General features: G+C 65.5%; 11 protein-coding genes. 10 read left to right on the forward strand and 1 reads right to left on the reverse strand.

What is annotated here, in order from left to right; genetic code table 11:
* Window positions 1-18 precede the first annotated feature (18 nt).
* Window positions 19-1,350 carry an amidase gene (locus tag B0W80_RS00090; RefSeq protein ID WP_076997057.1) on the reverse strand — a complete coding sequence of 444 codons (1,332 nt, stop codon included), beginning with the start codon at window positions 1,348-1,350 and terminating at the stop codon, window positions 19-21.
* A 177-nt stretch (window positions 1,351-1,527) separates the two neighbouring features.
* Here B0W80_RS00090 and rpsB point away from each other — a divergent pair, with 177 nt between their 5' ends.
* The 10 genes from rpsB to B0W80_RS00140 all read left to right on the forward strand — a co-directional run bounded on the left by rpsB (window position 1,528) and on the right by B0W80_RS00140 (window position 11,859).
* Entirely contained in the window at window positions 1,528-2,283 is a 756-nt protein-coding gene (gene rpsB, locus B0W80_RS00095) for a 30S ribosomal protein S2 (RefSeq protein ID WP_076997058.1), read from the forward strand.
* 113 nt (window positions 2,284-2,396) lie between these two features.
* Window positions 2,397-3,323 (forward strand): translation elongation factor Ts, encoded by a 927-nt coding sequence (gene tsf, locus B0W80_RS00100; protein ID WP_076997059.1) that lies wholly within the window; start codon window positions 2,397-2,399, stop codon window positions 3,321-3,323.
* 86 nt (window positions 3,324-3,409) lie between these two features.
* Entirely contained in the window at window positions 3,410-4,132 is a 723-nt protein-coding gene (pyrH, locus tag B0W80_RS00105) for a UMP kinase (protein ID WP_076997060.1), read from the forward strand.
* 12 nt (window positions 4,133-4,144) lie between these two features.
* Window positions 4,145-4,705, forward strand: a complete 561-nt coding sequence (frr, locus tag B0W80_RS00110; RefSeq protein WP_076997061.1) for a ribosome recycling factor — start codon at window positions 4,145-4,147, stop codon at window positions 4,703-4,705.
* Between the two features lies 1 nt (window position 4,706).
* On the forward strand, window positions 4,707-5,444 hold the full coding sequence (gene uppS / locus B0W80_RS00115) for a polyprenyl diphosphate synthase (RefSeq protein WP_076997062.1): 738 nt from the start codon (window positions 4,707-4,709) through the stop codon (window positions 5,442-5,444).
* A 5-nt stretch (window positions 5,445-5,449) separates the two neighbouring features.
* Window positions 5,450-6,295 (forward strand): phosphatidate cytidylyltransferase, encoded by an 846-nt coding sequence (locus B0W80_RS00120; protein ID WP_076997063.1) that lies wholly within the window; start codon window positions 5,450-5,452, stop codon window positions 6,293-6,295.
* A complete protein-coding gene (gene ispC / locus B0W80_RS00125; protein WP_076997064.1) occupies window positions 6,292-7,482 on the forward strand; it encodes a 1-deoxy-D-xylulose-5-phosphate reductoisomerase in 1,191 nt (396 codons plus the stop codon). The genes B0W80_RS00120 and ispC overlap by 4 nt, the downstream gene beginning before the upstream one ends.
* A gap of 23 nt (window positions 7,483-7,505) precedes the next feature.
* A complete protein-coding gene (gene rseP, locus B0W80_RS00130; RefSeq protein ID WP_076997065.1) occupies window positions 7,506-8,876 on the forward strand; it encodes an RIP metalloprotease RseP in 1,371 nt (456 codons plus the stop codon).
* Window positions 8,877-8,914: 38 nt separating this feature from the next.
* Window positions 8,915-11,332, forward strand: a complete 2,418-nt coding sequence (gene bamA / locus B0W80_RS00135) for an outer membrane protein assembly factor BamA (protein ID WP_076997066.1) — start codon at window positions 8,915-8,917, stop codon at window positions 11,330-11,332.
* Window positions 11,332-11,859 carry an OmpH family outer membrane protein gene (locus B0W80_RS00140; RefSeq protein WP_076997067.1) on the forward strand — a complete coding sequence of 176 codons (528 nt, stop codon included), beginning with the start codon at window positions 11,332-11,334 and terminating at the stop codon, window positions 11,857-11,859. Before bamA ends, B0W80_RS00140 begins: the two co-directional genes overlap by 1 nt.
* The last annotated feature ends 7 nt before the right edge of the window (window positions 11,860-11,866 follow it).

The following is an 11,866-nucleotide window of genomic DNA, read 5'->3' on the forward strand; positions in this document are numbered from 1 at the left end:
TGCAGGTCGTCACTGGCGCTAACGCGGGACTTGCAAACCGCGTTCCACCTGCGCGGCGATGGCGAGCACTGCGTCGTCATGCTGGCCGGCGTGCCAGATCATCAGGCCGACCGGCAACTCGTCTTCGGCCTGACAGGGCAGCGAGATCGCGCAGCCGTCCAGCATGTTGATCACGGATGGGTTGCGCAGCAGCAGCGCGTTGACGCGGAAGAAGGCCTCGTCGCGCGCCTCGCCGGGCGCCACGTCGGCCAGCGCGGGTGCCACCATCGGCACGGTGGGCGAGAGCAGGGCGTCGAACGGCGTCAGTGCGTGTTCGATGCGGGTGATCCAGTCGCGACGCGCGTGAACCAGGTCGATGTACTCGTGCGCTTTCATCGTTGCACCCTTGAGGATGCGCTGCGCCACGCGCGGGTCGTACCCGGCCCCGCTGCGCTCGAGCAGCAGACGATGCCAGGCATAGGCCTCCGCGGCGGAGAAGCCGCCCGTGGCGTTGATGGTGCGCAGCTCCGCCAACTCGGGCAGGGTGACCTCCTCGATGCGGGCGCCGGCGGCGCTCAGGTTGCGCAGGCTGCGTTCGAACGCGGCTGCGACGGTGGGGTCGAGCTCATCGAGAAAGAGATTGGTGACCACAGCCAGCCGGTACGAGCCGAGCGGCGCGGTGCCGGCCGTTACGCGGCGGGCCGACAGGATCTCGTGCGCCGTGACGGCGTCACGCACCGACCGCGTCATGGCGCAGACGGTGTCCAAGGTGGTCGACAGCGGCACAGCGCCGTCTGCGGGCACCAGCCGGGCCGTGCTCTTGAAGCCCACGATGCCGTTGAGCGCTGCCGGGATGCGAATGGAGCCGCCGGTGTCCGAGCCGAGCCCGATGAAGGCGGCGCCGCTGGCCACCGAAATTGCCGCGCCCGAAGATGAGCCGCCCGGAATGCGAGGTGTCGCGGGGTCCGCCAAGCCGGCCGGCGTTCCGTGATGCGGATTGACACCCACACCGGAGAACGCGAACTCGGTCATGTTGGTGCGGCCGATCAAGGCGCCGCCGGCGGCGCGTAGCCGGGCCACCGCCGGGGCGTCGGCCTTGGCGGCGGGCGCGTTCGCCAGTACGACCGACCCCGCTGAACTCGGCTGCCCGGCCACGTCGAACAGATCCTTGACGGAAAAGGCCAGGCCTCCCAGGCGCTGCGATGGATGACTGGCCGCGCTGGCATCGCGCGCGTCTTCGAACGTGGGGCGGGTGAAGACGTGCTCGCAGGCCGGCGAGCCCGCGATGGCGATGGAGTGCTCCATCTCGGTGCGCGCATCGGAAGCGCCCGCCAGCAGGGCGAGGCGGGTGGCGTGCAGGTCAGGGCGCATGGTGTGAATGGGTGCGAAAGAAGGCGAAGTGGGCGGTGCTATACTCGTCGGGTTTCACTCCGAGAGCTTTTCTCGGGGCAGAACATACCCGCAAACCAGCCCATTCAAGGTGTTGTACCCCTCCGCGAGGGACGCAAAACGGGCTGGATTTTAGACCCAACCTTTGGAGAATTTCCTATGTCGACGACCATGCGCGAAATGCTGGAAGCCGGTGTCCATTTCGGCCACCAAACCCGCTTCTGGAACCCCAAGATGGCTCCGTACATCTTCGGCCATCGCAACAAGATCCATATCATCAACCTGGAAAAGACGCTGCCGCTGTTCCAGGACGCGATGAAGTACGCAAAGCAACTCACCGCCAACCGCGGCACCATCCTGATGGTCGGCACCAAGCGTCAGGCGCGCGAAATCGTGGCGACCGAAGCGCGCCGCGCCGGCGTCCCCTACGTCGAGACCCGCTGGCTCGGCGGCATGCTGACCAACTTCAAGACTGTCAAGACCTCGATCAAGCGCCTGAAGGACATGAAGGCCCAGCAGGAAGCCGGCCTCGACAACCTCAGCAAGAAAGAGCAGCTGACCTTCACCCGCGAGATCGAGAAGCTCGAGAAGGACATCGGCGGCATTCAGGACATGAACGCGCTGCCGGATGCCATCTTCGTGATCGACGTGGGCTTCCATAAGATCGCGGTGGCCGAAGCCAAGAAGCTGGGCATTCCGCTGATCGGCGTGGTGGACTCCAACCACTCGCCCGAGGGCATCGACTACGTGATCCCCGGCAACGACGACTCGTCCAAGGCTGTCACGCTGTACGCCCGCGGTATCGCCGATGCGATCCTGGAAGGCCGCAACAGCGCCGTGGCCGATGTGGCCAAGGCCGTGTCCGAAGGCAACTCCGATGAATTCGTCGAGGTCGAAGAGGGCGCTTCGGCCTGATTCGCGCCCGCGAGCGCCTGAAGAAGGGGCTTCGATGCCCCTTTTTTTTAATCTGATTTTTGCGGCGCCCGGTGCGGGCCGCTGCAGCCAGCCAAACCGAACGGAGAAACAAGATGGCAACAATCACCGCAAGCATGGTCGCCGAACTGCGTGCCAAGACCGACGCCCCGATGATGGAATGCAAGAAGGCCTTGACCGAGGCCGATGGCAACATGGAGAAGGCCGAAGAGCTGCTGCGCATCAAGCTCGGCAACAAGGCGGGCAAGGCATCGAGCCGCATTACCGCTGAAGGCGTGGTCACGGCATTTGTCGACGGTGGCGTTGGCGCCATCGTCGAGATCAACTGCGAAACCGACTTCGTTTCCAAGAACGACAGCTTCCTGGCCTTCGCCAATGCCGCCGCGATGCTGGTGGCCAAGCAGAACCCGGCCGACGTGGCTGCGCTGGGGGCGCTGCCGTATGAGCAGGACAGCTTCGGCCCCACGCTCGAAGACGTGCGCAAGGGGCTGATCGGCAAGATCGGCGAGAACATGAGCTTCCGCCGCTTCAAGCGCTTTGCCGGAAACGGCAAGCTGGCGTCGTACCTGCACGGCACCCGCATCGGCGTGATGGTCGAGTTCGAGGGTGACGACACCGCCGCCAAGGACGTGGCGATGCACGTGGCCGCCATGAAGCCCGTCGCCATCGCCAGCACCGATGTGCCGGCCGAGCTCATCGAGAAAGAACGCGCCGTGGCCGCAGGCAAGGCCGAAGAAGACCGCAAGACGGCCGAAGCCGCCGGCAAGCAGCCGCAGCCGGCCGACATCGTCGCCAAGCGCATCGAAGGTGGCGTGCAGAAGTACCTCAAGGAGGTCTCGCTGCACAACCAGCCCTTCGTCAAGAACGACAAGCAGACCGTGGAGCAGATGCTCAAGGCCGCCAGCACCACGGTGAAGAGCTTCACCCTCTACGTGGTCGGTGAAGGCATCGAGAAGAAGGTCGACGACTTCGCTGCCGAAGTAGCGGCCCAGGTCGCGGCTGCCAAGGCGGCGGCCGCCTGAGCGGCGCCACCCGGCGGCGCGTGATGCGCGCCGCCTCTTCACTTTCAAGTCTTAAACTCGCCCCGCCCACCTCAAAGGAAATGCCCATGCTCGACCCCCGCCCAGCCCACAAGCGAATCTTGTTGAAGCTGTCGGGCGAGGCATTGATGGGTGACGATGCTTTCGGCATCAACCGGGCGACCATCGTCCGCATGGTCGAAGAGGTGGCCGAGGTGGTGAATATGGGCGTGGAAGTCGCCGTCGTGATCGGCGGCGGCAACATCTTCCGTGGCGTGGCTGGCGGTTCCGTGGGAATGGACCGCGCAACTGCCGACTACATGGGCATGCTGGCCACGGTGATGAATGCCCTGGCGCTGGCCGATGCCATGAACAAGCAGGGACTGACCGCGCGTGTCATGTCGGCCATCGCCATCGAGCAGGTGGTCGAGCCCTACGTGCGCCCGAAGGCGCTGCAGTACCTGGAAGAGGGCAAGGTCGTGATCTTCGCGGCCGGCACCGGCAATCCGTTCTTCACCACCGACACAGCTGCCGCGCTGCGTGGTGCCGAGATCGGGGCCGAACTGGTCCTCAAGGCCACCAAGGTCGATGGCGTCTACACGGCAGACCCGAAGAAGGACCCCAGCGCCACGCGTTACGCGAACCTGAGCTTCGACGAAGCCATCGCACAGAATCTCGGCATCATGGACGCCACAGCCTTCGCGCTGTGCCGCGACCAGAAGCTGCCGATCAAGGTGTTCTCGATCTTCAAGAATGGCGCGCTCAAGCGTGTCGTGTTGGGCGAGGACGAAGGCACGCTGGTGCATGCCTGAGGAGTAAGAGAGATGACCATTGCCGAAATCCGCAGCACGACCGACGTCAAAATGAACCAGTCGATCGCGGCGTTCCAGAACAACCTCACCAAGATCCGCACCGGCCGTGCCAACCCCGCACTGCTGGATTCGATTCATGTCGACTACTACGGCTCCGCCGTGCCGCTGTCGCAGGTGGCCAACGTGTCGCTGATCGATTCGCGCACCATCAGCGTTCAGCCCTGGGAAAAGGGCATGGGCGCCAAGATCGAGAAGGCCATTCGCGAGAGCGACCTGGGCCTGAACCCGGCCTCGATGGGCGATCTCATCCGCGTGCCGATGCCGCCGATGAGCGAAGAGCGCCGCAAGGAAATGACCAAGCTGGTCCGGACCGAAGGCGAAAACGCCAAGATCGCGACCCGCAACCTGCGCCGCGACGCCAACGACGCGATCAAGAAGTTGGTCAAGGACAAGCAGGCCTCGGAAGACGACCAGAAGCGCGCCGAAGCCGAGATCCAGAAGGTGACCGACCGCCATATTTCTGAGATCGACCGGCTCGTCACTGCCAAAGAGGCGGAGATCATGGCCGTCTGAGATGAGCAGCCAGAGTACCGGCATCCCCCGTCACATCGCCATCGTCATGGATGGCAATGGCCGCTGGGCCACGCGCCGATTCCTGCCGCGCGTTGCAGGCCATAAGCAGGGCGTCGAGTCGCTGCGCCGTTGCGTCAAGGCCTGCGCCGATCGCGGCGTTGGCGTGCTGACTGTTTTCGCGTTTTCGTCGGAGAACTGGAACCGTCCCGTCGAAGAGGTGTCGGGGCTGATGGACCTGATGGTCATCGCCCTTGGCCGCGAGGTGCCCAAGCTGACGCAAGACGGCGTGCGCCTGCATTTCATCGGCGAGCGCGGGGGGTTGTCGGACAAAATTGCCGCCGGCCTGATCCAGGCCGAGGCAGCCACCGCACACAACACGCGGCTGGTGCTCAATGTCTGCTTCAACTACGGTGGCCGCTGGGACATCGCACGCGCCGCGGCTCAGTTGGCGGCGCGCGGCGAGGCCCTGACGGAGGCCAACCTGGATGCCGCCATGGCGCTGTCCCATGTGCCCGACCCCGATCTGTTCATTCGCACGGGCGGGGAGCAGCGGCTGTCGAACTTTCTGTTGTGGCAAAGCGCATATTCCGAACTCGTGTTCAGCGATCGGCTCTGGCCGGAGTTCGACGAAGCGGCGCTGGACGAAGCTATCGAGATCTTCCGGCGCCGCGAACGCCGCTTCGGCCAGACATCCGCGCAGTTGGCTGACGGCGAACGGCGCGATCCGCAGGCAGCCTGAGCGACATGCTCAAACAACGCATCATCACGGCGATCGTCCTGCTGGCGATCCTTCTGCCGGCGCTTTTCTATCCGTCCCACGTCCCCTTCGCCTGCGTGATGCTGGTGCTGGTGGCGGCTGGCGCGTGGGAATGGGGGCGTCTCAACGGGTACGGCTCCGACATGTCGCTGTTCTTCGGCGCAGAAACGCTGGTGCTCTGCGGTCTTTCATGGTGGCTCGGCCTGCTCGACCGCTCGTTGCTGACGGTCTGGATCGCGGCAAGTGCGGCATGGGTACTGGGCGGTGCCGTTCTGCTGCGCGCGGCCGTGCCGGGGTGGCCTCGCCTGCCCAGGGCTTTGCGCCTCGTCGGCGGCCTGCTGGTGTTGTGGGTGGCTTGGCTGGCGGCGGTCCAGGCGCGCAAGGTCGGCATCAACTTTTTGCTCTCGATCCTCGTGCTGGTGTGGGTGGCCGACGTGTTCGCCTATTTCGCAGGCCGGGCCTTCGGGCTGCGCTTCACCCGCGGCAAGCTGGCGCCGAGCATCAGTCCCGGCAAGAGCTGGGAGGGTGTCTGGGGCGGCATGCTCGGCGTGATCGTTTTGGCGCTCGCCTGGGTATGGGCAGACGCGGCGGCACGGCCCGACGTGGTCAGCCTCTACACACGGCTCGCCGAGCGCGGCTGGTGGCTGCTGGTGATCGGCGTGGTGTTCCTGGCGGCCATGAGCGTCGTCGGCGACCTGGTCGAATCGCTCATCAAGCGCAGCGCCGGCGCCAAGGACAGCAGCGCCTTGTTGCCCGGCCATGGCGGCGTGCTCGACCGCGTCGATGCCCTCCTGCCGACCTTGCCCATCGCCATGATGCTGGCCTTCTTATGAACGCTGCGAAGCGACAGCGCATCACCGTGCTGGGCTCGACCGGCTCGGTCGGCGTGAACACGCTGGACGTGATGGCGCGGCATCCAGAGCGCTTCGAAGTATTCGCGCTGTCGGCGTCGACCAAGGTCGACGAGCTGTTCGCCCAATGCGTGCGCTTCGCGCCGCGGTTCGCCGTCATGGCCAGTGCCCCGCATGCGCGAGTGCTGACCGACAAGCTGCGGCAGAGCGGCCTGCGCACCGAAGTGCTGCAAGGTGCCGATGCGATCGAATCCATCGCCTCGCATGAAGATTGCGATGCCGTGATGGCCGCCATCGTGGGCGCGGCCGGTCTCGGGCCTTGCCTTGCCGCGGCGCGCGCCGGCAAGCGTCTGCTGCTGGCCAACAAAGAGGCGCTCGTGGTCGGCGGCGAGCTGTTCATGCGCACGGTGCGCGAGGGTAGGGCGACGCTGCTGCCCATCGACAGCGAGCACTCGGCCATCTTTCAGTCGCTGCCCGAGGACCCGGCCACCTGGCCCCGACGCATCGACAAGATCATCCTGACCGCCTCTGGCGGACCATTTCGCACGCGGTCGCCCGAAACGCTCTCGGGCGTCACGCCGGAACAGGCCTGTGCCCACCCCAATTGGGTCATGGGTCGCAAGATCTCCGTGGACTCCGCGACCATGATGAACAAGGCGCTCGAGGTGATCGAGGCCCGCCACTTGTTCGGTGTCGCGCCCGAGCAGATCGAAGTCGTCATCCATCCGCAGAGCGTGGTGCATTCGATGGTGCAGTTCACCGATGCGTCCGTCATCGCGCAGTTGGGCACGCCCGACATGCGGGTGCCCATCGCCGTCGGGCTGGCCTGGCCCGAGCGCATCGAGAGCGGTGCTGCGGCACTCGATTTCCGCCAGATGGCCGCGCTGACTTTCGATGCGCCGGACGCCCGGCTTTTTCCCGGGCTCGACCTGGCCTGGCAGGCACTGCGCGCCGCGCCCGGCACCACGGCGGTGCTCAACGCGGCCAACGAGGTGGCCGTCGACGCCTTCCTCCACCATCGCTTGCGCTTCGACCGCATCCACGCCGTCAATCTGGAAACTTTGGAAGCGGTGCTACCCTCCAATCCGGCGTCGCTGGCCGACCTGCTGGCGCTGGATGCCAGCGCGCGGGCCGCTGCCAATGCAGCCGCATTGCGCTTCGCAGCCTGACATCTGGAACCCAGGGGACATTCATGCTCACCGTCGTCGCCTTCATCGTAGCGCTGGGCCTGCTCATCGCCGTGCACGAGTACGGCCACTACCGCGTCGCTGTCGCCTGCGGCGTGCGGGTGCTGCGCTTCTCCGTCGGCTTCGGCCACACGCTCTACAGCTGGAAACCCAAGCGCCAGCATCCCGGTCAAGATACCGAGTTCGTGATCGCGGCTTTTCCGCTGGGCGGCTACGTGAAGATGCTCGACGAGCGCGAAGGGCCGGTAGCGCCCGAGGAACGCCATCGCGCCTTCAACACCCAACCGCTGCGCTCGCGCGCGGCAATCGTGGCCGCAGGCCCGATCGCCAATCTATTGCTGGCCATCGCGCTCTACACGGCCGTCAACTGGATCGGAGTCGAAGAGCCCGTCGCGAAGCTCGCCCGCCCCGTGGCGGCGTCGCTCGCGGATCAGGCCGGCCTGCGGGGCGGTGAACTGGTCTCGCGCGCCGGCTTCGATGGCGAGCTCGAAGCCGTCCAGTCTTTCGAAGATTTGCGCTGGCGCATCACGCGCGGCGCGCTCGACGGTCGCGACATCACGCTCGAGGTGGCCGGCGGCGGTGGAGGGCAGACGCGCGAGATCGTGCTGCCCTTGAGCCGCATCGGCGCCAAGGACGCCGACGCGCAGATGTTCCGAAAGATCGGCATCGTCGCGCCGCTCACGCGTCCCGAGATCGGGGAGGTCATGGCGGGTGGTGCGGCCGAGCGAGCGGGCCTGCGCAGCGGCGACGTGGTGCGCTCCGTGGGTGGCACGGCCATCGTCGACGGTCAGCAACTGCGCGAGGCGATTCGCGCGTCGGTCGACGGCGACCAGCCGCGCGCACAGGCCTGGGACATCGAGCGCGGCGGGCAGCCGCTGCGCGTGGAGGTCGCGCCCGAGGTGCGCGAAGAAGGCGGTGCCCGATTCGGCCGCGTCGGCGCCTACGTGGGCGCACCGCCCGAGATGGTCACGGTGCGCCAGGGCGTGGTCGATGGGGTATGGCGCGGCGTCGTGCGCACATGGGAGGTCTCGGCCCTGACCGTGCGCATGCTGGGCAAGATGCTGATCGGCGAAGCCTCGATCAAGAACCTCAGCGGGCCGTTGACCATCGCCGACTACGCAGGCAAGTCGGCCAGCCTGGGACTGACCCAGTACCTGGTGTTCCTCGCTCTCATCAGCGTGAGTCTTGGCGTCCTGAACCTCATGCCGCTGCCGGTCCTCGATGGGGGGCACCTGATGTATTATCTTTGGGAGGGCCTGACCGGCAAGAGCGTCTCCGAGGCATGGATGGAACGGCTCCAGCGCGGGGGAGTGGCACTGCTGCTGGTCATGATGTCGATCGCGCTCTTCAATGACGTGACTCGGCTCTTTGGTTAACTATCTGTCGGCCGTTTCCGCGCCGGCGCAAATCACAGATGAACAATAATTTCAGTCGCTTTCGCCTGCGTAGCGTAGCCGTGCTGGTCGCCAGTGCTTTCTCGGCCTCGCTCGCCTGGGCCGTCGACCCCTTCACGGTCCGCGACATCCGGGTGGAAGGTCTGCAACGGGTCGAGCCGGGCACCATCTTCGCGTCGATGCCCCTGCGCGTCGGCGATACCTACAACGACGAACGCGGCAGCGCTGCCATCCGCGCGCTGTTCGACCTGGGCCTCTTCAAGGACGTGCGAATCGACGTCACCGGCGACGTGCTGGTGGTCATCGTCGAGGAGCGGCCCACCATCGCCGACGTCGACTTCGTCGGCACCAAGGAATTCGACAAGGCCGTGCTGCAGAAGGCATTGCGCGACGTGGGCCTGGCCGACGGCCGCCCTTACGACAAGGCACTGGCCGACCGCGCCGAGCAGGAACTCAAGCGCCAGTACATCAGCCGCAGCCTCTACAACGCCCAGGTCGTGACCACCGTCACCCCCATCGAGCGCAACCGCGTCAACCTGACCTTCACCGTCACCGAAGGCGATTCCGCGCGTATCCGCGAAGTCCACATCGTCGGCAACAAGGCCTTCAGCGAGGGCACGCTGCTCGACCTGTTCGACCAGGACGCCGGCGGCTGGATGAGCTGGTACACCAAGAGCAACCAGTACTCGCGTGCCAAGCTCAACGCCGACCTGGAAACGCTGCGCTCCTACTACATCACACGTGGCTACCTCGAGTTCCGCATCGACTCCACGCAGGTCGCGATCTCACCGGACCGCCAGGACCTGAGCATCACCGTCAACATCACCGAAGGCGAGAAGTTCGTGGTGTCCGGCGTCAAGCTGGAGGGCAACTACCTGGGCCGTGACGACGAGTTCAAGTCCTTGGTGACCATCCAGCCCGGCGAGCCCTACAACGGCGAGCAGGTCACGGAAACGACCAAGGCCTTCAGCGACTACTTCGGCACCTTCGGATATGCGTTCGCCCGCGTTCAGGCCGAGCCCGAGATCGACCGCGTGAACAACCGCGTGGCGCTGACGCTGAAGTCGGAGCCTTCGCGTCGGGTGTACGTGCGCCGCGTGTCGATCGGCGGCAACAACAAGACCCGCGACGAGGTGATCCGGCGCGAGTTTCGCCAGTACGAGGCGTCCTGGTACGACGGCGACAAGATCAAGCTGTCGCGTGACCGCGTGGACCGCCTGGGCTTCTTCACCGACGTGAACGTCGAAACGCAGGAAGTGGCGGGATCGCCCGACCAGGTGGACCTGACCATCAACGTGGCCGAAAAGCCCACCGGTACCCTCCAGCTGGGCGCCGGCTTCTCGAGCGCCGAGAAGGTGTCGTTCACCTTCGGTATCGCTCAAGAGAACGTGTTCGGCTCGGGCAACTACCTCGGCCTGCAGGTCAATACCAGCAAGTACGCCCGCACCCTGTCGCTGACGACCACCGATCCGTACTTCACCAAGGACGGCATCTCGCGCAGCTTCAGCCTGTTCCATACCACCACGCGGCCCTACTACAGCGTGGACGGCGACTACCGCCTGGTCAACGAAGGCGGCACCATCCGCTTCGGCGTGCCGTTCAGCGAAGTCGACACCGTGTACTTCGGCATCGGCCTGGAGCGCTATCGTTTCGACCCGGGCGGCAACGTCGCCTACCTGACGCCGCAGTCGTATCGCACGTACTTCGGCTGCGCCACCACGGCACAGGGCGTCGTGCCCGATTGCACCAACGACAGCGTCTGGGGCGTTCCCCTGTCCATCGGCTGGTCGCGCGACGATCGAGACAGCGCACTGGTGCCCACCCGTGGCCGGCTGCAGCGTGCCAACCTCGAAGTCGGCGTCGGCGGCGACATGCGCTACTGGAAGACCAGCTATCAGTACCAGCAGTTCTTCCCGATCAGCAAGCAGTACACCTTCGCCATCAACGGAGAGGCGGGTTATGCCAAGGCCATGAGTGGCAAGCCTTACCCGATCTTCAAGAACTTCTACGCCGGTGGCCTGGGCTCGGTGCGTGGCTTCGAACAGAACTCGCTGGGCCCGCGCGACGTGCCGCTGTACGGCCAGACCGAAGGCGCTGCGCTCGGCGGCACGAAGAAGGCCATCTTCAACATGGAGCTGAGCACGCCGTTCCCGGGCGCCGGCAACGACCGCACGCTGCGGCTCTACGGCTTCTTCGACGTCGGCAACGTGTTCGCCGATTCCCGCGATCCGCTCATGACGGACGCGCAGTGGAAGGCGCAGCAAAAGCTGCGCGCATCCGTCGGCCTGGGGATCAGCTGGATCTCGCCGCTGGGGCCGCTGCGCCTCGCGTATGCCATTCCCGTCAGGCAGCAGAAGGAGGACTTGACCGATCCTCTGCATCCGATCCCCAAGGATAGAATTCAACGCCTCCAATTCCAGATCGGAACCTCTTTCTAATGACTCCTTTGCTTCGTGCCGCCGGTGCGCTGCTGATCCCTGCTTTCGTGCTTGCGGGCTCGCCCGCACAGGCGCAGGAAACCTTCCGAATCGGTTTCGTCAATCCCGATCGCGTACTGCGCGAGGCCCAGCCCGCCAAGGCGGCGCAGGCCAAGCTCGAAGCTGAGTTCCTGAAGCGCGAGAAGGACCTGCAGGCGCAGGGCGAAGCACTCAAGACCGCGTCCGAGAAATTCGAGCGCGAGGCGCCGACGATGGCCGAGAGCCAGCGCACCAGCCGCCAACGCGCCTTGGTCGACCAAGACCGCGACTTCCAGCGTCGCCGTCGCGAGTTCCAGGAAGACCTCAACGCCCGCAAGAACGAAGAACTGCAGCAGGTCTACGAACGTGCCAACCGTGTGGTCAAGCAGGTGGCCGAGGCCGAGAAGTACGACGCCATCCTGCAGGAGGCGATCTACATCAATCCCAAGCACGACATCACCGAGAAGGTGATCAAGGCGCTCAACGCGTCGGTTGCGGGCGGCAAGTGACGCCGTG

The organism is Variovorax sp. KK3 (assembly GCF_001984055.1).
Classification (GTDB): Bacteria; Pseudomonadota; Gammaproteobacteria; order Burkholderiales; family Burkholderiaceae_C; genus Variovorax.

Bases quoted from the DNA above. Each gene is read 5' to 3' on its own strand.
- B0W80_RS00090 (WP_076997057.1), bottom strand. From the start codon at position 1,350: ATGCGCCCTGACCTGCACGCCACCCGCCTCGCCCTGCTGGCGGGCGCT.
- rseP (WP_076997065.1), top strand. From the start codon at position 7,506: ATGCTCACCGTCGTCGCCTTCATCGTAGCGCTGGGCCTGCTCATCGCC.
- bamA (WP_076997066.1), top strand. From the start codon at position 8,915: ATGAACAATAATTTCAGTCGCTTTCGCCTGCGTAGCGTAGCCGTGCTG.
- ispC (WP_076997064.1), top strand. From the start codon at position 6,292: ATGAACGCTGCGAAGCGACAGCGCATCACCGTGCTGGGCTCGACCGGC.
- B0W80_RS00140 (WP_076997067.1), top strand. From the start codon at position 11,332: ATGACTCCTTTGCTTCGTGCCGCCGGTGCGCTGCTGATCCCTGCTTTC.
- B0W80_RS00120 (WP_076997063.1), top strand. From the start codon at position 5,450: ATGCTCAAACAACGCATCATCACGGCGATCGTCCTGCTGGCGATCCTT.
- frr (WP_076997061.1), top strand. From the start codon at position 4,145: ATGACCATTGCCGAAATCCGCAGCACGACCGACGTCAAAATGAACCAG.
- uppS (WP_076997062.1), top strand. From the start codon at position 4,707: ATGAGCAGCCAGAGTACCGGCATCCCCCGTCACATCGCCATCGTCATG.
- rpsB (WP_076997058.1), top strand. From the start codon at position 1,528: ATGTCGACGACCATGCGCGAAATGCTGGAAGCCGGTGTCCATTTCGGC.
- tsf (WP_076997059.1), top strand. From the start codon at position 2,397: ATGGCAACAATCACCGCAAGCATGGTCGCCGAACTGCGTGCCAAGACC.
- pyrH (WP_076997060.1), top strand. From the start codon at position 3,410: ATGCTCGACCCCCGCCCAGCCCACAAGCGAATCTTGTTGAAGCTGTCG.